Below are 23028 nucleotides of genomic sequence, written 5' to 3' on the forward strand. Positions count from 1 at the left end.
TAAACCACATGCAAAAAGACGATCCCTTTGGTTTCGATATGTCCGCAGCGAAGGACAAACAAAAGCGTCGCGGCGGACGCCGCGGCATGTCAGGTGCGTTCGAGACCTCGAAAAGAGAGTGCGAACACGAAGGATGTACCGAAGCCGGTCAATACCGCGCCCCGCGCTCCCCTGATCATTTGGATGAATTCAAATGGTTCTGCAAAGACCATGTTCGGGCCTATAACCTGAAATGGAATTTTTTCGACAATGCGACGCCCGAAGAAATAGACGAACAGCATAAGGCATCGGAAACGGGTGAACGCCCAACCAAGCCTTTTGGCCGTAAAGTCACCAGTGAAGAACGTGCTTGGGCACGTCTTGGCGTGGATGATCCGCATCAAGTTTTGGGTGAAAACGCCACCCAGAACCCCGGAAGAAGCGACCCCGGTGCCTCAACGCGCAAATTGCCGCCACTTGAGCGTCAAGCGATTGAGATTCTGGAAGTCAAAGATCACTGGACCAAAGCCGAGATCAAAAAGCAGTACCGCAGCTTGATCAAAGTTTTGCACCCAGACGTCAACGGCGGCGACCGGTCACAAGAAGAACAACTGCAACAAGTTGTTTGGGCGTGGGATCAGGTCAAAGAAAGCCGTTGGTTCAAGTAAGCCACTTGGTTTAGGTCCGCCACGGATTAAGCGCACTTAGCAGATCAAATATAAAAAAGGCCGCTCCATTTGGGCGGCCTTTTTGCATAGTCATACAACATGCATGAAATCAGTGATGCGTGTTTTCTTTTCCCGTCAGTTTGGCAATCGCCGGATCAATGATCTTCGCCACCAAAGGGATCAGCAGCAGGCCGACGATCAGCCCGAAAATCCCATCAAAGAACGCGGTGACAAACCATGTGACAAATCCCGTGGCACGACCGACCATGTGCGCAGTTCCCTCGGCGATATCATGAATACTTTGATAAGGTTCATGCAGCCCAAATGCGTGCAGACCGTGGATCACAATAGACCCGCCAACCCAAATCATCGCGGCGGTGCCGATGATCAGCAACGCCTTCATCAGATAAGGCATGAATTTCACGATCCCGTGGCCTAAAGCCCGCGTCAGGCCCAAGCGCCCAACCCGCGCCAACCACAGGCCAACATCATCAGCTTTCACGATCAGCGCCACAGCACCATAAACAGCAACGGTGATGAAAATCCCAGCCAAGCCCAAGGCCCCTGCTTTGAACCAAATCGAACCTTCTGGATCAATGCCTGACAAAATAATCGTCATAATCTCAGCCGATAGAATGAAATCGGTTTTCACGGCACCGGCCACCTTGGACTCTTCCAAATGCACCGGATCGCCGTCGCCCGCTTTTTGCCCATCCGCATAGGGCGCATGAGGTTTGAACAAGTGATAGACTTTCTCAGCCCCCTCAAAACACAAATATCCCCCGCCCAGCATCAACAGCGGCGTGATCAGCCAAGGTGCAAAGGTGGATAACAGCAAGGCCGCAGGCAACAAAACAATCAGTTTGTTCTTGATCGACCCCCAAGCAATCTTGCCAACAATGGGCAATTCGCGTGCGGGTTGAAACCCTTGCACGTATTTGGGCGTCACGGCAGCGTCATCAATCACAGCACCCGCCGCTTTGCTTGAGGCCTTCAGCGCCTGCGTTGCGATATCATCTACATTGGCGGCCGCAACTTTGGCGATCCCAGCCACGTCATCCAAAAGGGCCAACAAGCCACTCATATATTCGTCCTCATGCTTTTGTTGCCTTATATGTAGAGGTGCGCGCAGCCAGAGGCAAATGATCGTCAAGTTTTACCTCGGTTTCGACCCATAAAAAAGGGCGCCCCGTAAAGGACGCCCCATAACACTCGTTAAAAAACTGTCGTCGTCAACTTACATCGCTGGCAACATCACCGCGTCGATCACGTGGATCACGCCGTTTGACTGCTTCACGTCAGCGATGGTCACAGAGGCCATATTGCCGTTTTCGTCTTCCAACATCATCACGCCGTCAACGTAAGAGGCTTGCAATGTACAGCCGCCCAAAGTTGGCACGGGGTGCTTGCCGCCATCGTCTGCGATCATGCCTTGCAATGCGTCTGCCATCACAGCTTTACCCACAACGTGACAGGTCAGGATCGTGGTCAATTGGTCAATGTTTTCAGGCATCAACAGCGTTTCCACTGTCCCCTCAGGCAGTGCTTCAAAGGCTGAGTTCACTGGCGCAAACACTGTGAACGGACCCTCGCCTGCCAATGTGTCAACCAGACCAGCCGCCGTGACAGCCGCTACCAAAGTTGTGTGATCGGCAGAGTTTACAGCGTTTTCAACAATGTTTTTATCAGCAAACATTTCAGCGCCGCCAACCATCGGGTTTTCACCGTGGTGATCGGCGTAAACGGCGCCAGCGGTCAAAGCGATTGCAGTTGTGGCTGAAAGAAGTGTTTTAGCGAAAGTCATGATGTTTCTCCGTTGGGTGTCAAAACCCTCGTCCATCTTGGCGAGGTTACAATGGGTACGGAGCCCCTTTGACTTTGGACCATTAAAAATCATCACATGATGGTCACGTTGAATTGAGATCAAAATGTGATCCAAGACCTGCACTGAAACGTAGGCGCGCAAACATCTTTATAGCCATTGATGCCCCGCGCGCCCCTTGCACCCTCGGCCTGAAACGGGCAAGAAGGCACAAAGACACAACAGCTATCAGAACAGGCCACACCATGGATGCGAATGCAAAACCTACCGAAGTGATTTCAGTCCGCGATGTTTTTGGTATCGACACGGATATGACCGTCAAAGGGTTTGCGGATCGCACCGACCGCGTGCCTGAGGTCGACAGCACCTACAAGTTTGACCCAGACACCACGATGGCAATCTTGGCGGGCTTTTCGCACAATCGCCGCGTGATGATCCAAGGCTACCACGGCACGGGGAAATCCACCCACATTGAACAAGTGGCAGCGCGCCTCAACTGGCCCTCTGTGCGTGTGAACCTTGATAGCCATATTTCGCGTATCGATTTGATTGGTAAAGACGCGATCAAACTGCGCGACGGCAAACAGGTCACTGAATTCCATGAAGGCATCTTGCCTTGGGCATTGCGTAACCCTGTTGCGATCGTGTTCGACGAATATGATGCAGGCCGCGCAGATGTGATGTTTGTGATCCAGCGGATTTTGGAAACAGACGGCAAACTGACTTTGCTTGACCAAAATGAAATCATCACGCCGAACCCGTATTTCCGCCTGTTCGCGACGGCCAACACAGTGGGCCTTGGTGACACAACCGGGCTTTATCACGGCACACAACAGATCAACCAAGCGCAGATGGACCGTTGGTCTTTGGTGGCGACGCTCAACTACTTGAACCACGATGCGGAAACCAACATTGTTCTGTCCAAGACCCCGCATTACAACACTGAAAAAGGCCGCAAACAAATCAGCCAAATGGTGACAACTGCGTCGTTGACTCGCACGGCCTTCATGAACGGCGATTTGTCGACTGTGATGTCACCGCGCACCGTGATCACTTGGGCGCAAAACGCCGAGATTTTCCGCGATGTTGGCTATGCCTTCCGCCTGACGTTCCTCAACAAATGTGACGAGCTTGAGCGTCAGACAGTGGCCGAAATTTACCAGCGCTGCTTTGACGAAGAATTGCCGGAATCCGCAGTCAGCATGACAATGTAAGCCAGCCATCACAGCCACAATGGCTTATACATGACTGTTATAAAATAAAGAAAGAGGGATGCAGGTTGCGTCCCTCTTTTGGGTTTGGCCCAGATACCATAAAATATAGATATCCAACTGCCGTGATTTTTTTCTGGATGAGCGGCTTGACCTGTCAGTGTTACGGTCGATTTTGCGCCCGTTCCGACGTGCTTTCCCTTGCCCGCCGCCGCGCAGAGTGATTTAACACGAGGCATGATAAAGCCCAGCGACAACCCCGCAGATCCGTTCAAAAAGGCCCTAGCAGAGGCCACCAAAGTCTTGGCCAATGATTCTGATTTGACCATCACCTATTCCATGGATCCATCGGGCCTGACACCTGACACTGTGCGTTTGCCGCAGATTTCACGTCGGGTGACCCGCGACGAGGTGTTGATCGCACGCGGTACGGCTGACGCCTTGGCTTTACGGCACAAGTTTCACAACGACAGCACCTTCAACCGCTACGCGCCTCAAGGGCAAATGGCGTTCGATATTTATGACGCACTGGAAACCGCACGGGTCGAAGCTGTCGGCGCGCGCCACATGCCAGGCACGAGCAAAAACATCGATGCGAAAATCGGCAACGATGCGATGCGCCGAGGTTATGACGGGGTGAAATCCACCGATGATGCGCCTCTGGCTCAGGCTATGGGCTATTACATGCGCCACCTAACGACAGGGCGTGATCTGCCTGCCGGTGCGCAAAACGTGATGGAGATTTGGCGCAATTTCATCGAACAGCAAACAACGGGCGCATTTGATGATCTCGACAGTTTCTTAGACGACCAACGCGCTTTTGCCCGCCTTGCGCGCCGCCTGATCGAAGACCTCGGCTATGGCGATCAACTGGGCGATGACCCAGATGAATTGGATTCTGACGAAGACCAAAACGCTGAAAACGGCGAAGACCAAGACGACGTCGAATCCGAGGGCGAAGATCAAGAACAAGAAGACGACCAAGATGCCGCGCCTGAGAGCGCTCAAGAGGAACAACAAGACGCCTCTGAGGCCACGGTGTCGTCAGACGATATGGCGCAAGAAGAATATGCCGACGAGATGGAAATGCCCAATGAGGAAGCCGAAGCCGAGCCACCTCAGCAGGCGCCCGTTTCTGACGCCGATCCAAACTACCAAGTGTTTTCAACGAAATATGACGAAGAAATCACTGCCGAAGATTTGGCAGAGCCCGCCGAATTGGAACGTCTGCGTGCCTATTTGGACCAGCAGCTTGAGCCTTTGAAAGGCGCGGTATCGCGCTTGGCCAACAAATTGCAACGCCGTTTGCAGGCCCAGCAGAACCGATCATGGGAATTTGATTTGGAGGAAGGCACATTGGACGCTGGCCGCTTGGCCCGCGTGATTGCCAACCCCACCACGCCTTTGTCGTTCAAGCACGAAAAAGACACTGAGTTCCGCGACACAGTCGTAACCATTTTGCTCGACAATTCAGGCTCTATGCGTGGTCGCCCGATTTCAATCGCGGCGATCTGTGCCGATGTATTGTCGCGCACTCTGGAACGCTGTTCGGTCAAAGTCGAAGTGCTCGGCTTTACCACACGCGCATGGAAAGGCGGGCAAAGCCGCGAAGAATGGCTGGCCCATGGCCGCCCGCAAATGCCCGGTCGTTTGAACGATCTGCGTCACATCATTTACAAAAATGCAGACGCGCCGATGCGCCGCACACGGGCCAATTTGGGTCTGATGATGAAGGAAGGCTTGCTGAAAGAAAACATCGATGGCGAAGCGCTTGAATGGGCACACCGCAGAATGATGGCACGCCCTGAGGCGCGTAAAATCTTGATGGTGATCTCTGACGGTGCGCCTGTGGATGACAGCACCCTGTCTGTGAACCCAGCGAATTATTTGGAAAAACACCTGCGCGATGTGATTGAATTGGTTGAAAAACGCAAACAGGTCGAACTGATTGCGGTTGGCATCGGCCATGACGTGACTCGTTATTACGAGCGCGCTGTGACCATCACAGACGTGGAACAATTGGCCGGTGCGATGACCGAACAGTTGGCGTCTTTGTTTGACACAGATCCGCGCGCAAGAGCCCGTTTTGCAGGCATTCGCAAAGCCATGTAAGACACGCGATCCACAGGTGATATGAAAAATACGTGAATGATGCCGACGCCTCATGGCGCCCAATACAAGGATCTATGAGATGTTTCAAAACTTTGATGTCACAAGCAGCCCCGAGCAAGCCGCCCCCCGCGTCACAGCCCTGCGCGTCGCTATGGCAGATGCGGGGTTAGATGCTTTTATCGTGCCGCGCGCCGATGCACACCAAGGCGAATATGTTGCCCCCTGCGATGATCGCCTTGCTTGGTTGACAGGTTTCACGGGCTCGGCAGGGTTTTGCGTTGTTGCGCGCAATGCCGCGGCCATGTTCACCGATGGGCGTTATACCGTACAAGTGCGCGCACAATGTGATGCAGAGGTTTTTGACTATGTTGACTGGCCTGCCACGTCACTTGGTGCATGGATTGCGACGCGCGATGCTGAAATCATTGGCTTTGACCCGTGGCTGCACACAGAACAAGACATCATCGCCCTGCGCAAAGCGCTTGAGCCCAGCGGCAAAACGGTTGTGGCGACCAGCAATGTGATCGACAAAATTTGGACTGACCGCCCTGCACGTCCCAACGCTCCCGTAATGTCATTACCAGTTGAGCTGACGGGGCGATCCTCGGAAGACAAATTTGCGATGATTATTAAGGCAGTGAAAGCTGCAGGGGCCGACACGGTTGTCTTCACCCTGCCTGATAGCTTGTCTTGGTTGCTCAACATTCGCGGGGCTGACATTGCCCACAATCCCGTGGTGCAGGCCTTTGCCACGCTGAACATAGACGGTAAAATGCACCTGTTTGATGAGGTATCGAAATACGAAAACCTTGGCCCTGATCCGCGCATTTCGACTGCACCGCGTTCTGAATTTCAAACTTATTTACAAACACTTGAAGGCAAGGTTCTGATCGATCCGACCTCTGCGCCTTATGCCTTGCGCAGTTTGATTGAGGACGCAGGAGCCACGATTGTTACCGGCGAAGACCCCTGCATCATGCCCAAGGCTTGTAAAACCGAAGCCGAAATCGCAGGTGCGCGCGAGGCGCATTTGCGTGATGGTGCTGCCATGGTCGAGTTTCTGGCTTGGCTCGACGCGCAAGATCCAACCACGCAGTCTGAGATTTCAGCCGCCACAGCGCTTGAAGGCTTTCGTGCTGCCACCAACCAGCTCAAAGATATTTCCTTTGAGACCATTAGCGGCTCAGGGCCGAATGGCGCTATCGTCCATTATCGCGTCAATACAGATACAGATCGACCGCTGTCCGAAAGCGAAATTCTATTGATCGACAGTGGCGGACAATATGTTGATGGCACAACGGATATCACCCGCACGGTGTCTCTGGGGCATCCCAAAGCCGAAGAACGCGCCTCTTTCACAGCTGTGCTGCAAGGCATGATCGCACTCTCAACCGCGCGTTTTCCACGCGGAGTGGCAGGCGCGCATTTGGATGCTCTGGCCCGCGCGCCTTTGTGGCGGATGGGGCGTGATTATGACCACGGCACAGGCCACGGCGTTGGGGCCTATTTGTCTGTACATGAAGGTCCGCAACGCATTTCACGGGCATCTCTATTGGCCTTGCAAGAAGGCATGATCTTGTCTAACGAACCAGGGTATTATAAAGCTGGCTCATATGGCATTCGCATCGAAAACCTGATTGTTGTGCGCAAAGCTGACGCGATTTTGGGCAGTGATGCCCGCGACATGTTGGATTTCGAAACTCTGACCTTTGTGCCAATTGACCGCGACATGATAAACGCCGATGAATTGGCACCATGGGAACGCGATTGGCTTGACGGGTATCACGCACAGGTCTGGGATGTTATTTCCCCGCGCGTGAGCGAGGCCGCACGCGAGTGGTTGCGGCAGGCCACCGCTGCGTTGTGACATATAGCTGTTAAGACTGGTCTGCTAGAATAAACTAAATTGAACGAGGGGGACAGATAATGACTGACCATATACACATTCGCGTGGCACCTGGGACCTGGGTTGTGCGTGCTGGCGGTGCCGTTTTGGGCGAAACAAATGCGGCATTGGAACTGACCGAAGGTGATTACCCGCCCGTGATTTATTTTCCACGCGACGCGCTGGCCATGGCATTCTTGGACGCGTCTGACACGACATCTACCTGCCCGCACAAAGGCGTCGCCTCTCATTTTTCCATTCAAACCAAGTCTGTTTTGATTAAAGATGCCGCTTGGTCATATGAAGCCCCCACAGCAGGTATCGAGCGCATCAAAGATCACATCGCGTTTTATCCGCAAAAAGCCGCAGTAGAAATGCTCTGACCCGTTTCGAACATGGGTAAAGCTATGAAAAGGCGCTCTCTGAGGCGCCTTTTTCATGTCGAATTTATATCTATGTCGTCCAAAATCAGCGCCTGATCAGCTATGCTCTTCAGCGGCGGTCTCGGCCAAGGCTTTGCTAAACTCCCGCAAGGCATCGACGTGAAATAGCGCACCATGCAATTCAGGCTCGCTGCCCTCAAGCAATGTCACAACGGGAATAAACACCAAATTATGCGCCTCAAAGATCGGCATCGCGGTCTTAAGTGTCGCATTTGGTGAAATATAAAGACCCTTTTCTATCAGCCTTTTGCACTCGTCTTCTTTGGCAGCCCGTGCCGCATCTGGGGCGCGATAGCACTGATGCACCCGTACAGTGGCCAGTAAATAAGCCTGCGGCCCTGCGGCCAAATGCACGCCGCGGCGTTCTAATAATGTCAAAAAGAATGACCGATCCACAAGCTTTGACGCAATGGCTGTTGATAAGGACACAGCCACCATCACAGCCAGCCCCGTTTGCCAATCGCCTGTCAGCTCGAACACAATCAATGTTGTCGAAATCGGTGCCCCCAAAACAGCAGCCGCCACAGCCCCCATGCCCGCCAAAGCATAAAGCGTCACGGTGCCAGACACGTCAGGGAACACGGCCGTGGCGATCAAACCGAATGCCAAACCTGACATCGCACCAACCATCAACGCAGGTGAAAACACGCCGCCCCCCATGCGCCCCGCCATGGTGATGGCCACGGCTGCGACCTTAATCACAGTGAATACGATGGCCTGCCAGATCAACAATTGCCCCGTCAACGCCGCTGATGTGGTCTCGTATCCAACCCCAATCACATGGGGAAACACAATCGCCAAAAGTCCCAACATCAACCCCGCCAAAGCAGGACGGAACACAGGCGGGAGATGTATTTTTTCCACCACCCAAGAGCCAAAATCATCGGCCATAAAAATAGACCGCATCATCAACACAGCGATCAATCCGCAAACGCAGCCCAACAACATAAAGGCGGGCAGCTCGACGTAAAAAGACAGCGCCCCTTCAGCCGCCAATGTGAATTCCGTCACATCACCAAATTCCAACCTGTTGATCACGGTGCCAGCTACGGCAGCAATGGCAATCGGCGCAAAAGCGTGAACGGCAAAATGGCGCAAGATGACTTCAAGCGCAAAAAGCGCCCCCGCAATCGGCGCATTGAACGAGGCTGACACAGCCCCAGCGACAGCACAGCCCATCAGATCGCGTCCGGTGATGCCGCTGGCATGGATTCGATTGGACACCCAGCTTGAAATCACTGCAGCCAAATGCACCACAGGGCCCTCACGTCCAGTCGATCCGCCTGTCGATAAGGTGATCAAAGACGCCGCCGCAGAGGCCAAGCCCGCGCGCTTTTCAACGCGTCCTTGATTCAGCGCAGCTCCCTCAATCACATCCGCAACAGACCGCACACGCCCATCAGGCGTGAACCAATTGAGGATAACACCAACGACCAGCCCGCCCATCACAGGCAAAGACAGCACCCAAAACCACGGCAAATCTTTGGCTGCGCTGTGCAAGATATGAAGATCGTCTACCCCATAGAAAAACGATTGCAAGCCGTTGATCCACTTGCGAAAGAATAACGCTGCAAAGCCCGAGGCCACACCGATCAAAAGTGCTATAAACCAAAACTGCACTTGTGATGGGCCGCGCAGACGCATCAACTGCAACGCCGATTTGAAACCGCTACAAATGTCGTGCCACGCTTTATGTGGGTAAGATGAGTTATCGTCGGCCATGGAGTTCGCCGGTCCTATCTGCTATCTGCTGTCCGCATTGTCACTTGCGCTTTTCACATTGGCACTGCACCCTTAAGGCATCACAGCCCCACCAGCAAACGAGCCCCATATGATCACAGACACTCAATTTACCGAACTTTCTCTCGTTCTAGAGGGTCGTGTGACTCGTTCCAAGTCCGATCTTGATTTACATGGCCAATCCGAGACGTGGTTTGCAAATACGCCCCCTGATGCGGTGGCCTATCCGCATACAACGGCAGAGGTCAGCGCGTTGATGAAGATTTGTCACGCGCAAGCGATTCCTGTCATCGGATGGGGCACTGGCACCTCGCTTGAGGGGCAAACTCTGGCAGTGCAAGGCGGGTTATGTGTCGATTTTTCACAAATGAACGCGATTGTTAAAGTGCATGATGCGGATATGGACGTCACGGTGCAACCGGGCGTGACCCGCGAACAGCTGAACACCGACCTGCGGTCCACCGGATTGATGTTTCCGGTTGATCCAGGCGCCAATGCATCGCTTGGCGGCATGGCGATGACGCGGGCCTCTGGCACCACCGCCGTGCGCTACGGCACCATGCGCGACAATGTCATTGGGCTCGAAGTGGTTTTGGCGGATGGAACTATAATTCACACCGGATCGCGGGCGCGCAAATCGTCCAGCGGTTACGACCTAACCGCGCTTTTCGTCGGCTCCGAGGGCACGCTTGGCCTTGTTACCGAACTCACCCTGCGTTTGCATGGCCAGCCAGAGACGATCAATGCGGCGGTCTGCGCCTTTGACGACTTGGACAGTGCTGTGAACGCAGTGATGGCGACGATCCAAATGGGCATTCCCATGGCGCGTATCGAATTTTTGGACAGCAAAAGCGTTGAAGCGGTGAACGCCTACGCTGGGACGACTTATCCTTTGAAGCCTCATTTGTTCGTTGAATTTCACGGATCTGAGGTGGGCGTCGCCGATCAAGTGGCGATGTTTGGCGAAATCGTTCAGGATTTTGGCGCATCCGGTTTTGACTGGGCCGCAAAACTTGAGGACCGCAATGCGCTCTGGACACTGCGCCACAACGCGTTCTATGCCTGTTTGGCATTGAAAAAGGGATGTATTTCCGTTGTCACGGACATCTGCGTGCCGATCTCAAAACTGGCCGAAGCCGTCAGCGAGACGGCAGATGACATCGCGCAATCCTTTATCGACGGGCCTATTTTGGGCCATGTGGGGGATGGCAACTTTCATTCGGTCCTGCTGGTTGAGCCCGACAACGAACTGGAGCTGGCAGAGGCCAAACGATTGGCGCATCGCATGGCATTGCGTGCGCTCAAACTTGGCGGAACTGTCACTGGCGAACATGGGATTGGGATTGGCAAAAAAGACTTTATGACCCGCGAACACGGGGCCGAGGCTTGGGCCACGATGGGGGCATTGAAAGCGGCACTTGATCCGAAAAATATCATGAACCCTGGAAAGCTTGTGCCGTAATTCTTGGGGCCAAACTCTAGCCGTCGAGCAAAGCCTGCGCTGCCGCACGCGCAGGATCGGTCACGGTATCACCCGACAGCATCCGCGCGATTTCATCGACGCGATCTTGATCTACAAGCGGCACCACTTCGGACAATGTCATGCCGTCTTCAACCCGTTTTGCCACACGCCAATGATGTGCGCCCAAGGCGGCCACCTGCGGGGAATGGGTGACGACAAGCACTTGGCCGTCATCGGCCAAGGCTTTCAAGCGACGCCCAACAGCATCCGCCGTGGCCCCGCCAACACCACGATCAATCTCATCAAAGATCATCGTCACATCGGATTGGTCACGTGTCAGACAGACTTTAAGCGCCAAAAGGAACCGCGACAACTCGCCACCTGAGGCGATTTTATTGAGCGGCCCCGCAGGAGCACCGGGGTTGGTCGCGACAGTGAAAGACACAGCATCTTGGCCGTCTGGGCCTGCTTCGCCAGCGTCCACCAGTGTGGCAAAAACTGCGCGCTCCATTTTGAGTGGCGCAAGTTCGGCCCCCATCAGCGCATCCAGTTCTTTGGCAGCTGCGATGCGCGCTTTGGTCAAGGCACTTGCAGCCTGCGTGTAGCGAGCCTCCGCGTCTTTCAACTCTTGTTCGAGACGGATCAAATCATCCGCCCCACCATCAAGCGATTTGAGTTTGCTGCGCAATGTATCGGCGAAAGGCCCCAAATCGTCTGCAAGCACATTGTGTTTGCGCGCGAGGCCGCGAATGGCAAACAGGCGTTCTTCGATGTTTTCCAACTCATGCGGATTGAACCGCAGGGCATCCATGCATTCCTCGACACCCGACTGTGCTTCGGCCAATTCATTAAGGGTGCGATTGAGCCTCTCAATCGGGGCATCCAGACGCCCATCGGCCTTGTCAGCGGCGCCCTCTAACCAGCGCAGCGCATCAATCAAAGCGCCCTCTGCAGCATCATAAGACATGGCTTGATGCGCTTTGGAAATATCGACAGCGATCTTTTCCGCCGATTGCATCAACCGACGTTCGGCATCCAGTCTGGCTTCTTCGCCAGCTTCTGGGTTGATCTTATCCAGCTCGCCCACAGCGTGGCGCAAAAATTCTTCTTCAGCCTTCAGCGCAACCTGTTGATCTTTCGCCACCTGCAAAGATTTGCGGATGACCGCCAGCGTTTTCCATGCTTTGCGGGTTTTCTCAAGCTTGGCATCCAGTGAGCCAAAAGTGTCAAGCAACACACGGTGACCACGAGGGTTCAACAAGCCACGATCATCATGTTGGCCGTGCAATTCCACCAGCAGTTCAGACAAACGCCGCAGCACATCGCCAGAGACACGACGATCATTGATCCATGCGGTTTTGCGGCCATCTGCGGTGTTGATACGGCGTAAAATCAACTCGCCATCGCTGGTGTCGATGCCTGCCTCATCCAAGATCGCTTGTGCGACAGGCCCTTGCGGCACATCAAATTCGGCGATTACTTCACCTTGTTTGGCCCCAGCACGAACAAGCTCTGCACGTCCACGCCAGCCTAGAACAAAACCAAGACTGTCGAGCAAGATGGATTTACCAGCGCCAGTCTCGCCCGTGAGCACGTTGAGACCGGGCTGAAACGACAGTTCCAACCGATCGATAATCAACATGTCACGGATATCAAGACTTCTTAGCATGGTAACGACACGCCACCGATCAGAGCCATTCGCCGCGCACCATTTGGCGGTAAACAGCGCTCAACCAATTGTTGCCCAAGGATTTGGCCTCAAGCCCCTGCCGCGTCAACAAGGCATAGCTGTCTGCGTACCATTCGGTAGATTTGTAGTTGTGACCCAGAATTGCGCCTGCGGTCTGTGCCTCTTCGATCAGCCCCAAAGCAAGATAGGATTCGACCAGACGGTGCAAAGCTTCAGCGGTATGTTGTGTGGTTTGGAACTGCTCAACGACAACACGGAACCGATTGGTGGCCGCCGTGTAATGTTTGCGTTTCAGATAATAACGCCCGATTTCCATTTCTTTGGCTGCCAAATGATCAAAAGCCAAATCAAACTTCAAAATCGCCGACCGCGCATATTCGCTTTCGGGGTATTGTTCGATCACGACGCGCAAGGCTTGCAGTGCTTGGAATGTCAGACCTTGGTCGCGGCCGACGTCATCGATTTGGTCGTAATAGGACAAGGCCAACAGGTAATGCGCATAGGCAGCATCGGCATCTGTTGGGTAAAAATCAATGAAACGTTGGGCTGCAAGGCGTGCTTGTTCGTAGTCGCGATCACGGTGATAGGAAAAGGCTTCCATAATCAACGCGCGCTTGGCCCATGACGAATAGGGGTAAAGCCGTTCAATTTCGCCAAAGTGATGCGCCGCTGTATCAAAATCATTGGTGCTGATTTCATATTCCGCGCGCTTATAGATCTCTTCAGCAGAATAGCCTTCAAGATCACGCGTGGGCGCGACATCTCCACAAGCTGTTAAGACTGCCACTGAGAAAACTGCTGCCACTTTAAGGCCGCTATACAGTCCTGCACGCATGAACGTTCCACCTTCGTCAATTATCGTGCCCGCGAACGCGAGCGATGGATCAACTCCTAGCACAGAAATTTTCGGTGCAAAACGCCTTTGGTGCGGAAAATTAAGAAGTGAAGAGTTGATGGCGAAAACCAGCGGATCACGCGCAGTAAGCGAGATCCGAAGCTGTGACACCCGCACCAGGCAAAGTTTGCGCTGTCGCGTCATCAACCGTGACAAAAGCCCATGCGCCAGGGGTTGCAAAAACCTTGCGCAACAACGCGTTTGTCATCGCATGTCCTGAGCGCACCCCAACGTAACGCCCAAGAATCGGTGCACCAGCAAGTGCCAAATCCCCCAAAGCATCTAGCATCTTATGGCGCACGGGTTCATCTTGGTGGCGCAGACCAGCAACACCACTTTCAACCTTAGCGCCATCAAACACGATAGCGTTTTCACCGGGAATACCCCCAAGCGCAAGACCGTTGGATTGCATCCAATCAACCTCAGCTTTGCGGCAAAATGTACGGCAGTTCGACAATTCACGAATGAAAGCCCCATTGGCCATCACGAGGTTTTTACTTTGCACCCCAATGGCCGCGTCTTCAAAATCGATATGAAAATCAATTTCCAAGGTTTCCGCAGCTTCCAAACGGGCTGTCGCATCACCAAGGATAACCTCAACAGGTTTCAAAATCTTCAACGCACGGCTTGGCCCCTCTTGACGTGACAACCCTGCGGCCAGAATAGCGGCCACGAAAGGGGCTGCAGAACCGTCTTCGATCGGCACTTCGGGTCCGTCGACATGCACAACAGCATTGATCACGCCACAGCCAGCAAGGGCTGCCATAATGTGTTCGATTGTAGAAATTTCAACACCGTCGTCATTGCGGATCAGCGTGCACAGTTTAGATGGCACAACCGAATCCCAACGCGCAGCAATTGAGGCATTGCGGGTATCCGTGACATCTGCCGCAATATCAGAGCGTATGAAAGAGATGCCAGAATTTGCACGCGCAGGTTCAATCGTCATACGCACTGGGGCACCTGAGTGCAGGCCCACTCCGTCAAAGGTAATTGTCTTGGCGACTGTCTTTTGCACGCTGTGCCTCAATCTTTGGTCTGTTTGCTGCTAGCCCGTCAAATCGACGCGCACAGATACAGCAAAACTTGTTGAGACTTGGGTAAGCATGTTTGCGCGACCACTCAACTCAATCTTTGTAACGAAATGTAACATAACCCCTACCCCACGGGCGACAAGCCGCGCACACATGCGCCGCAGCGCGGCAAGTGCCTGATAAACAACAAAAAGGCCGGAGAAAACCGGCCTTTTCTTATTCTACCAAACAAAGATTGTGATCACCTTACGCTAGGAAACCCAAGCGCAGAGTGTGAATTATCAGTTTGCCTGACGACGCAGGAACGCTGGAATTTCAATCTTTTCTTGTTCAGGATTTGGATCCTGATCTTCGTCGTATGACTGATGCACCTGCGGCTGACGGCTCGGTTGTGCCGCCTGACGTGACGCTGGCGCGGCATGACGCGGCTGTTCAGCTTGTGCGTCTTCTGCACCATTTCCGGTCATACGACCGATCAAAGAGTTGATACCAAAACGGCCCTGCTTGGGTTGCTCAGGCGCACCAAAGCTGCGCGATTGCGGACCAGGATGTTGGACCTGAGGCTGCTGCGGTTGACGGTGCATTGGCGCTTCTGGACGCTTAGACACAGCCGCTTGCAAACGTGACATCGCCTCGGGCGACGGCGTGCCCGCAGATGGTGCGCGCGGCGCAACATAGGAATCCGCTTCAGGTTCATGCATGGAGGGCTGATAGGTCGGCTCTGGACGCGGCTGATAGGCGGGCGCAGGCATTTCATCGGCGGTATCGAACAGCTCTTCCGCTTGTTCTTCTGCCGCAGCAGCATGAGCGTCAAAAACATCCAAAGTGGGTTGTGCAGGCGCTTGCTGTTGAACTGGTGCATCTTGCGGCTCTGGCTGTGCAACAGGTGCTGGAGCAGCTTCGACAGCGGCAATAGCTGCCGCAGGTGCAAGAGGCTCCGCCAGACGACGACGTGGAGTTGGAACATCAGCAGAAGTTGGCGCCGCATCGATACCTGTGGCCACAACAGACACACGCATTTTGCCACCCAAGGATGGATCCATTGTAGAGCCGACGATGATGTTGGCTTCTGGATCGACTTCTTCGCGAATGCGGTTGGCGGCTTCGTCGAGTTCGAACAAGGTCAAATCGTCGCCACCAGTGATGTTGATCAAAACGCCTTTGGCGCCCATCAATGACATCTCGTCGAGCAATGGGTTTGCGATGGCTTTTTCTGCCGCTTGGATCGCGCGATCTTCGCCTTCTGCCTCGCCTGTGCCCATCATGGCTTTGCCCATCTCGTCCATCACGGCGCGAACATCTGCAAAGTCGAGGTTGATCAGACCGGGGCGTACCATCAAATCGGTCACACCCTTCACGCCTTGATACAAGACATCATCAGCCATCGAGAAAGCATCGGTGAATGTCGTTTTCTCATTGGCAAGACGGAACAGGTTTTGGTTCGGAATGATGATCAATGTATCGACCATCTTTTGCAACGCTTCGACGCCTTCATCCGCTTGGCGCATCCGTTTGTTGCCTTCAAACTGGAACGGCTTAGTGACAACACCAACGGTCAAAACGCCCAACTCACGCGCGGCTTGCGCGATAATTGGGGCTGCACCGGTCCCAGTGCCACCGCCCATACCGGCAGTGATGAAACACATGTGCGCACCAGCAAGGTGGTCCACGATGGCTTCGATGCTTTCTTCAGCGGCGGCGGCACCAACCGTGGGGCGTGCGCCAGCACCGAGACCTTCGGTCACTTTAATACCGATTTGGATTTTTGCGGCGGCGTTGGAATGCTGCAAAGCCTGCGCGTCAGTATTCGCAACAACGAATTCAACGCCTTCCAATTCCTTTTCGATCATGTTGTTGACCGCGTTACCACCGGCGCCACCGACGCCAAACACTGTGATACGAGGTTTCAACTCTTCCCGCTCGGGCATCGTGAGGTTCAAAGCCATGATCTACCGCCTGTTTTATCTGTTTACGAGGCAGCGCGCTGTCCTACACACTTGCCCATTTACTGTCCCTGCCCAACATTACGCCGGACAAATCTTACCTATTCACGCTTCATTCTATGGGTTTTCGACGGCGGCGTCACCCAAAAAACACAATCGAGACACAAAATGTGGTAGATTATTACATAAAGTTAGGCGGTATTTTGCGCACCCCTCCATATTTGGGGGCGCTCACACCAAAATAGCCTAGCCGCAAGAGGCGCTCGCGACGAAGTCGGAGGCAAAAACCCCGCAAACGTTAACATTCTTGCCAAAACACTGCTCGGTGCCTGACGCGAAGCGAATGATCTTGATCGTTACGATTCTCTGATCTATGCCTTTCGGCGCGCTTCTCCACATAACTTTAATTCGAAAAAGCACAGGTGCAAACCCATTTCACACGCGTTTTCTTCACAAATCAGTTGCTACAGCCTTACCAATTCTCTTTGAACCAACGCACAGCACGCTTTAATGATCGCGCAGGATAGCGCTCAGCCGGAATTTCAAAGTCCCACCATTCATCTTGCGGGTTCGCCGCAAAAAGGCATAGTCCAACGGCAGAGGCAAAAGCCGCGCCCGTTGCTGCCTGTGGCAGGCCTTGGACGCGCAAAGGCCGACCAATACGCACCTGTTGCCCCAGAATTTTCGGCGCCAACCCATCAAGACCAGGGATCTGGCTTGCGCCCCCTGTCAAAACGATCTGTTGGCTTGGCAGATGTTCAAACCCAGCCGCATCCAAACAATCGCGCACGCCTTCAAGAATTTCTTCAACCCGCGGACGGATGATGCCGATAAGTTCTGCACGTGACACAGTGCGACGGTCACGCTCCCAATCGCCGCTGTCGCCGCCAATCTCAATCATTTCGCGATCATCCATACCAGTGGCAACAACGCCACCATAAAAGGTCTTGATCCGCTCCGCCGTCGCGTTTGGAATTTGCAGCCCCATCGCAATATCAGAGGTCACTTGATCCCCCCCCATACGCACGGAATCGGCATATATCATGTGTTTCTTCATAAAGATCGACACATCCGAGGCTCCGCCACCAAGATCGACACAGGCCGCGCCCAGCTCTTGTTCGTCTTCAACCAAAGCCGACACGCCCGCCATATAAGCAGAGGATGCAATGCCCGCCACCTCAAGATCGCAACGCTTGATACAATACAAAAGGTTCTGGATCGTCGCCGTATCGACAGTCAACATGTGCATATCAACCGCCAAAGTGGACCCGATCTGACCACGTGGATCAGCCATGCCTGAGCGGTGATCCAACGCAAAGTTCACCGGCTGCGCATGGATGACCTCGCGATGCGCACCGTAATCTGGCACATCGCTAGAGGCCAAAACCCGCGCCACATCTTGTTCTGATACAGAGTCACCGTCGAGATCAACCTGCCCCGCCAAGCCATAAGAGCGCGGTGCGCCCCCAGAGAAACAGGCGATCACATGATCCACACGGGTCTGCGCCATTTTCTGCGCGGCTTGCACGGCGGTCCGAATGGCGCGTTCTGTTTCACCCATGGCGTCAATTTCGCCAAATTTCACACCGCGTGACCGCGTTGTCGCGGCCCCAATCACCCGAAATCCTGACTGACCTGCTAGCGAACCAACACCGTCAGCCCCAATGAATTTGTCACCATCAAAGCGCAAGACAAGACAGGCAATCTTTGATGTGCCCACGTCCAGAATAGCGATGACACCGCGTTGGATAGCCGCTTTGCGCATATTGCGCATGGCGCGTTGAGCAGAGTAAAGATCGGTCATTGTAAAAACACTCCGGTTATAGCCCTTGAAGACGGCGGAATTCATCACGTGCGGCGTCTGAAATCCGCAAGGTGTGCCGGTCGGGGTTACGCATATCGACAGCACGCACATCGCGCGCCAAAAGATCTTGGGCTTGATCCAAGGCAATCACTTGGGCCAGCGCAGCAAAAGGATTGGTCTCTGGCAGCATAATGACTTGGTCGTTGGCCAAAATGATATCCCAACGACGCTCGCCGACTCGCACGATGCCACGGATCCGGTCCATCAAAGGCTCGGCTGCTTTGAGCAGACCCAACGCTTGGGCCACTTCGCGCTCAGCCCCCTCGCCTGCGATCAGCGGCAAATCAGGGCGATCCAAGCGAGAGACCAATGCGGAAACCCGATGTCCATCAACATCAAGAAGCTCAAGCCCTTGCGGACCACGCCATACAACGGAGGGTACGCGCTCGGTGATATCCACCTGCAAGATCCCGCCTGCGCGGACACGCAGGCCAACATTCGCAACGGCATCTAGACCTTCGATCTGATCAAGCATGCCGTTCAGGTCGAGATCAAATGAGGAAATCGGAAAATCGACAGGGGCCACTTCGCGAATGTCGGCAGACAAATCGGGGGAGGCGCCATCGATCGCCATCATCTTGACCATAAACTCAGGGCGGTTTTGCAGCTCAGCTTTCATCACATCATATTGGTCGGCGATGATTTGGCGGTTGTCCTCATTGGAGACCCAAACCCCGACGACAGCCAAAACAACCGCAAGGGGTGCCAATTTGCGCATCGCAAAGCGAAACGACGGGGTCAACCACAAGCGGCTCATCTTATAGGCTGCACGGGAGGGTGCTGGATCACGTGGGCGCGGTACGGCACTTTCGCTTGTGCCTGTGCGCGCTCGGATCACCCGCGCCACAGCCTCGGATACGCGGACGGACCCTCCGGCAGATGCAGGTTTGGCAAAGGTCAATGGATCTACAGGACGCATCACTTGACCTCCGACAATAATGACTGAGGCTGCGGCAATGCAAAGACCGACAAGAGCAGTCGCGATACAACATAAACGGTATAGGCGACACAAATCCGCTGACACAGCAATGCGACTGTGCCTAAACCGACATCTTTGCTCACTATACCCCTAAGCGCGGCAGCGCCAATACGCCACGACGACAACGATGCCTCGCGTTCAAGCGAAGCCACGTCAATCGATACCGCCACTTTTCGGGGTGTCCTGCTCGACATACCCACAAGTGCCTCATACTCCGGAACCTTGTTGGTCCCTGTGCTTTTTTGAACCTTTTGCGGTTCAATTTATACTTATCTCTTAAGGGCTAAGCCCAAATCACCTCATTGCAAAGAGGTCTTGCGAATCGTTTAACCAGTGGAGCACCCGCTGACAACAGGTTTGCCTAAAAATTCTCCGATGCGCTTAATTTCCCATCTTAGCGTAAGGCCAGAGTTTTGAAACACTTTTCTTCGCACCTCTTCGCCAAGGCTTTCCAAATCATGCGCAGTGGCGTCACCGGTGTTGATCATAAAGTTAGAATGCATCGGGCTCATTTGTGCGCCACCGATGGAAAAACCACGCAGTCCCGCATCATCGATGACCTTCCATGCCTTCAAGTCATGCACATCATCCGCCTGCCCTGTTGAGGAAAATCCAGCGGGGTTGCGAAAGGTCGACCCCGCAGAACGATCTTTGGTGGGCTGCGTCTCGTCGCGTTTTTTGAGCTGGGCCTGCATCCGCGCCTCAAGCTCCGTAGCATCACCGCGGCCTGCCTTAAATGTCGCTTCGATCAAAACCCAACCCTCAGGCAAGGTTGAACCACGATATTCGAAATTCAAATCATCGGCGGTGAGCGTGACGATCTCGCCCCTGCGCGTGACCGCTTTCGCAGATACAAAATGATCCGCGACATAAGACCCGTAACAGCCCGCGTTCATGCGTATCGCGCCGCCAATGGCCCCAGGAATAGTACGCAAAAACGTCAAATCCAGCCCCTGAGCAGCGGCCTTGCGCGCCACATGCGCATCCAAGGCGGCCACGCCAGCCGTGATCAGGTTGCCATCAAATGAAATACCATTAAAGCCGCGCCCCATGCGGATCACGACCGCCCGAATGCCGCCATCGCGCACGATCAAGTTCGACCCGACCCCCATTGGGAAAATACTGATATCCTTGTCGAGTTCTTTCAAAAACGCTTGCAGATCCTCAATATCGGCAGGTTGAAACAAAGCATCCGCAGGCCCGCCCACACGCAACCACGTCAAATCAGCCAAAGGACGGTTTTCGGTCAAAGTGCCGCGCACATCAGGGAGGTTCATAAAAACGCCTTATCGTTAAGGCCCGATGAGGTCAGGCCTTTGCCAGAATTAGAATTGGGTAAGCTTTGCCTTGATCCAGCGCGCCAAATACCGCAATGGCCACCGCAAAACAGACGCCCCCGCTGCCAAAACGACCAGCCCAACCCATGGGCCGTTTTCATAGGTAACAAAGCCCAAAATGGGAACCCCAACCGCGATCAAAACATAAGCTGCGCGCCAATGGGACGTGCGAGACGGCAGCATGGCGATGACATTCGCCACGATCGCCCAAAGGCAAGCAAGGATAAGGGATAGCGTCATAAGCACCTCTGTTCAGGTCCGAGTGATCCAACGTTTCAAGCCCAAGGCAAGGGCCATCAACGGCTTGCGAAACATAGACACAGCAGCAAAAATACAAACAACAACCGGCAGCGCGCCATAATCGCGCCCCAGCCAGATCAAAAGCACGGGCAAGACGAGCAAAAGCCCCACCCCAGGCAGAATCTGGTACTTAATTGGTAACGGTGCAAGCCCCATGGTGGCAAGCGCCCAAATGCACATCGCGGTGATTGAGGTCAATGGATTGCTCCAAAGGCGTCATAATGGCGCTCACCAAAACTTACGAAATTCACCCTAGGTCTTGGCAAGGCGTTCGGCCAGACCGTAAGCCCAAGTCGAAATCGTACCCGCCCCAAGGCAAACAACCATATCGCCGTCGCGGGCTTGTTCGCGCACCAGACGTTCCAAGTCTTCCTCAGAGGTCACTGTTCGTGCATGACGATGCCCGTGGCGGATCAGCCCTGCAACCAGATCATCACGGCCAGCCCCCTCAATCGGATCTTCGCCCGCCGAGAAAATATCGGCAATGCCGACCACATCTGCCTCGTTGAAGCAGGTGCAGAAATCCTCGAACAGTGAATGCAAACGGCTGAACCGGTGCGGTTGATGCACGGCAATCACGCGGCCTTCGGTGGCTTGACGTGCGGCTTTGAGGACGGCTGCAATTTCCACAGGATGGTGACCATAGTCATCAATAATAGTCACACCACCCACTTCGCCCACACGGGTAAAGCGGCGATTCACGCCGCCAAAGTTTGCCAAGGCTTCGCGGATTTCATCTGGCTTCATCCCCAAATGACGCGCCACAGCCACAGCCGCCAAAGCGTTGGACACGTTGTGATCGCCTGGCATCGGCAGGCTGCAGTCCTTGATCACGATATCATCTTGCTGCAGCGCGATATCAAAATGCGCCACACCCTTTTTATAGGTCAAGTTGATCGCACGTACATCGGCTTGGGCATTGAAGCCAAAAGTCACAACGCGGCGGTCAGTGATTTTGCCCACCAGTGTTTGCACCTCGGGATGATCGGTGCAGCACACGGCCAGACCGTAAAACGGAATGTTGGACACGAAATCCAAAAAGCCTTGGCGCAGCGTATCAAAATCGCCCCAATGTTCCATGTGCTCAGGATCTATATTGGTGACAATCGCGATGGTCGCAGGCAGACGGTTGAACGTGCCGTCACTCTCGTCCGCCTCGACAACCATCCAATCACTGGCCCCAACGCGGGCGTTAGACCCATAGGCGTGAATGATGCCGCCGTTGATCACCGTGGGATCAATGCCGCCCTGATCCAAAAGCGCAGCAACCATCGTGGTCGTCGTCGTCTTACCATGGGTGCCCGCAACAGCGATGTTGGATTTCAGTCGCATCAATTCGGCCAGCATTTCAGCGCGGCGTACAACAGGCAAGCCCGTCAGACGCGCTGTGTCCAATTCAGGATTGCCCGGTTTGATCGCGGATGAAATCACCACAACAGCCGCGCCCTCTAGGTTTTCAGCACGCTGCCCGACAAAGACCTTTGCGCCCAATTCTTCCAGACGTTTGGTGATCTTCGAGCCCTTCAAATCCGATCCCTGCACCGTATACCCGTGATTCAACAGCACTTCTGCGATCCCCGACATACCGATACCGCCGATGCCAACAAAGTGGATGGGTCCCATTTCGGTGGGCAGCTTGGTTGCGGATGCGTTCATATCGTATC

Annotated in this window: 19 protein-coding genes; 6 read left to right on the top strand and 13 right to left on the bottom strand. The window is 54.2% G+C overall.

Annotated features, from left to right (window positions below):
* The first annotated feature begins 8 nt into the window (after nucleotides 1–8).
* Nucleotides 9–647 (top strand): DnaJ domain-containing protein, encoded by a 639-nt coding sequence (locus KO503_RS04615; RefSeq protein ID WP_215990392.1) that lies wholly within the window; start codon nucleotides 9–11, stop codon nucleotides 645–647.
* A 109-nt stretch (nucleotides 648–756) separates the two neighbouring features.
* Here KO503_RS04615 and KO503_RS04620 read toward each other — a convergent pair whose 3' ends face one another.
* Complete coding sequence (locus KO503_RS04620) at nucleotides 757–1731, bottom strand: DUF808 domain-containing protein (RefSeq protein WP_215990393.1); 975 nt, start codon at nucleotides 1729–1731, stop codon at nucleotides 757–759.
* Nucleotides 1732–1884: 153 nt separating this feature from the next.
* Nucleotides 1885–2451 (bottom strand): fasciclin domain-containing protein, encoded by a 567-nt coding sequence (locus tag KO503_RS04625; protein ID WP_215990394.1) that lies wholly within the window; start codon nucleotides 2449–2451, stop codon nucleotides 1885–1887.
* A 263-nt stretch (nucleotides 2452–2714) separates the two neighbouring features.
* Here KO503_RS04625 and cobS point away from each other — a divergent pair, with 263 nt between their 5' ends.
* The 4 genes from cobS to KO503_RS04645 all read left to right on the top strand — a co-directional run bounded on the left by cobS (nucleotide 2715) and on the right by KO503_RS04645 (nucleotide 8060).
* On the top strand, nucleotides 2715–3683 hold the full coding sequence (gene cobS / locus KO503_RS04630; protein ID WP_215990395.1) for a cobaltochelatase subunit CobS: 969 nt from the start codon (nucleotides 2715–2717) through the stop codon (nucleotides 3681–3683).
* Between the two features lie 234 nt (nucleotides 3684–3917).
* A complete protein-coding gene (cobT, locus tag KO503_RS04635) occupies nucleotides 3918–5792 on the top strand; it encodes a cobaltochelatase subunit CobT (RefSeq protein WP_215990396.1) in 1875 nt (624 codons plus the stop codon).
* Between the two features lie 79 nt (nucleotides 5793–5871).
* Nucleotides 5872–7659 (top strand): aminopeptidase P family protein, encoded by a 1788-nt coding sequence (locus tag KO503_RS04640; protein ID WP_215990397.1) that lies wholly within the window; start codon nucleotides 5872–5874, stop codon nucleotides 7657–7659.
* A 59-nt stretch (nucleotides 7660–7718) separates the two neighbouring features.
* Nucleotides 7719–8060, top strand: a complete 342-nt coding sequence (locus tag KO503_RS04645) for a DUF427 domain-containing protein (protein WP_215990398.1) — start codon at nucleotides 7719–7721, stop codon at nucleotides 8058–8060.
* A gap of 96 nt (nucleotides 8061–8156) precedes the next feature.
* On the opposite strand, the gene KO503_RS04650 is transcribed toward KO503_RS04645, so the two are convergent.
* A complete protein-coding gene (locus KO503_RS04650) occupies nucleotides 8157–9842 on the bottom strand; it encodes a chloride channel protein (protein ID WP_215990399.1) in 1686 nt (561 codons plus the stop codon).
* 109 nt (nucleotides 9843–9951) lie between these two features.
* On the opposite strand from KO503_RS04650, the gene KO503_RS04655 reads away from it, so the two are divergent.
* A complete protein-coding gene (locus KO503_RS04655) occupies nucleotides 9952–11322 on the top strand; it encodes an FAD-binding oxidoreductase (RefSeq protein WP_215990400.1) in 1371 nt (456 codons plus the stop codon).
* 16 nt (nucleotides 11323–11338) lie between these two features.
* Here KO503_RS04655 and recN read toward each other — a convergent pair whose 3' ends face one another.
* From recN to murC, 10 genes are all read right to left on the bottom strand, one after another.
* Nucleotides 11339–12991: a DNA repair protein RecN gene (gene recN / locus KO503_RS04660; protein ID WP_215990401.1), complete on the bottom strand. Its 1653-nt coding sequence runs from the start codon at nucleotides 12989–12991 to the stop codon at nucleotides 11339–11341.
* Nucleotides 12992–13010: 19 nt separating this feature from the next.
* On the bottom strand, nucleotides 13011–13847 hold the full coding sequence (locus tag KO503_RS04665) for an outer membrane protein assembly factor BamD (RefSeq protein WP_215990402.1): 837 nt from the start codon (nucleotides 13845–13847) through the stop codon (nucleotides 13011–13013).
* Between the two features lie 136 nt (nucleotides 13848–13983).
* Nucleotides 13984–14925, bottom strand: a complete 942-nt coding sequence (gene lpxC / locus KO503_RS04670; protein ID WP_215990403.1) for a UDP-3-O-acyl-N-acetylglucosamine deacetylase — start codon at nucleotides 14923–14925, stop codon at nucleotides 13984–13986.
* Nucleotides 14926–15222: 297 nt separating this feature from the next.
* The gene (gene ftsZ / locus KO503_RS04675) at nucleotides 15223–16887 is read right to left on the bottom strand and encodes a cell division protein FtsZ (protein WP_215990404.1); all 1665 of its coding nucleotides are present in this window, start codon (nucleotides 16885–16887) and stop codon (nucleotides 15223–15225) included.
* 469 nt (nucleotides 16888–17356) lie between these two features.
* Nucleotides 17357–18688, bottom strand: coding sequence for a cell division protein FtsA (ftsA, locus tag KO503_RS04680; RefSeq protein WP_215990405.1), 1332 nt, complete (start codon nucleotides 18686–18688; stop codon nucleotides 17357–17359).
* A 16-nt stretch (nucleotides 18689–18704) separates the two neighbouring features.
* The gene (locus tag KO503_RS04685) at nucleotides 18705–19667 is read right to left on the bottom strand and encodes a cell division protein FtsQ/DivIB (protein WP_215990406.1); all 963 of its coding nucleotides are present in this window, start codon (nucleotides 19665–19667) and stop codon (nucleotides 18705–18707) included.
* A gap of 386 nt (nucleotides 19668–20053) precedes the next feature.
* The gene (gene murB / locus KO503_RS04690) at nucleotides 20054–21004 is read right to left on the bottom strand and encodes a UDP-N-acetylmuramate dehydrogenase (RefSeq protein WP_215990407.1); all 951 of its coding nucleotides are present in this window, start codon (nucleotides 21002–21004) and stop codon (nucleotides 20054–20056) included.
* Between the two features lie 48 nt (nucleotides 21005–21052).
* Nucleotides 21053–21304, bottom strand: a complete 252-nt coding sequence (locus tag KO503_RS04695; RefSeq protein WP_215990408.1) for a DUF2484 family protein — start codon at nucleotides 21302–21304, stop codon at nucleotides 21053–21055.
* 12 nt (nucleotides 21305–21316) lie between these two features.
* Nucleotides 21317–21562, bottom strand: a complete 246-nt coding sequence (locus KO503_RS04700) for a DUF2484 family protein (protein WP_252730939.1) — start codon at nucleotides 21560–21562, stop codon at nucleotides 21317–21319.
* A gap of 54 nt (nucleotides 21563–21616) precedes the next feature.
* A complete protein-coding gene (murC, locus tag KO503_RS04705; RefSeq protein WP_215990409.1) occupies nucleotides 21617–23020 on the bottom strand; it encodes a UDP-N-acetylmuramate--L-alanine ligase in 1404 nt (467 codons plus the stop codon).
* Between the last annotated feature and the right edge of the window lie 8 nt (nucleotides 23021–23028).

It is taken from the genome of Pacificibacter marinus (assembly GCF_018860505.1).
GTDB lineage: Bacteria > Pseudomonadota > Alphaproteobacteria > Rhodobacterales > Rhodobacteraceae > Celeribacter > Celeribacter marinus_B.

Bases quoted from the DNA above. Each gene is read 5' to 3' on its own strand.
- murB (WP_215990407.1), bottom strand. From the start codon at position 21,004: ATGAACCTCCCTGATGTGCGCGGCACTTTGACCGAAAACCGTCCTTTG.
- KO503_RS04615 (WP_215990392.1), top strand. From the start codon at position 9: ATGCAAAAAGACGATCCCTTTGGTTTCGATATGTCCGCAGCGAAGGAC.
- cobS (WP_215990395.1), top strand. From the start codon at position 2,715: ATGGATGCGAATGCAAAACCTACCGAAGTGATTTCAGTCCGCGATGTT.
- KO503_RS04650 (WP_215990399.1), bottom strand. From the start codon at position 9,842: ATGGCCGACGATAACTCATCTTACCCACATAAAGCGTGGCACGACATT.
- murC (WP_215990409.1), bottom strand. From the start codon at position 23,020: ATGAACGCATCCGCAACCAAGCTGCCCACCGAAATGGGACCCATCCAC.
- recN (WP_215990401.1), bottom strand. From the start codon at position 12,991: ATGCTAAGAAGTCTTGATATCCGTGACATGTTGATTATCGATCGGTTG.
- KO503_RS04665 (WP_215990402.1), bottom strand. From the start codon at position 13,847: ATGCGTGCAGGACTGTATAGCGGCCTTAAAGTGGCAGCAGTTTTCTCA.
- KO503_RS04625 (WP_215990394.1), bottom strand. From the start codon at position 2,451: ATGACTTTCGCTAAAACACTTCTTTCAGCCACAACTGCAATCGCTTTG.
- KO503_RS04640 (WP_215990397.1), top strand. From the start codon at position 5,872: ATGTTTCAAAACTTTGATGTCACAAGCAGCCCCGAGCAAGCCGCCCCC.
- KO503_RS04685 (WP_215990406.1), bottom strand. From the start codon at position 19,667: ATGCGTCCTGTAGATCCATTGACCTTTGCCAAACCTGCATCTGCCGGA.
- KO503_RS04655 (WP_215990400.1), top strand. From the start codon at position 9,952: ATGATCACAGACACTCAATTTACCGAACTTTCTCTCGTTCTAGAGGGT.
- cobT (WP_215990396.1), top strand. From the start codon at position 3,918: ATGATAAAGCCCAGCGACAACCCCGCAGATCCGTTCAAAAAGGCCCTA.
- KO503_RS04645 (WP_215990398.1), top strand. From the start codon at position 7,719: ATGACTGACCATATACACATTCGCGTGGCACCTGGGACCTGGGTTGTG.
- KO503_RS04620 (WP_215990393.1), bottom strand. From the start codon at position 1,731: ATGAGTGGCTTGTTGGCCCTTTTGGATGACGTGGCTGGGATCGCCAAA.
- ftsA (WP_215990405.1), bottom strand. From the start codon at position 18,688: ATGACCGATCTTTACTCTGCTCAACGCGCCATGCGCAATATGCGCAAA.
- ftsZ (WP_215990404.1), bottom strand. From the start codon at position 16,887: ATGGCTTTGAACCTCACGATGCCCGAGCGGGAAGAGTTGAAACCTCGT.
- KO503_RS04695 (WP_215990408.1), bottom strand. From the start codon at position 21,304: ATGACGCTATCCCTTATCCTTGCTTGCCTTTGGGCGATCGTGGCGAAT.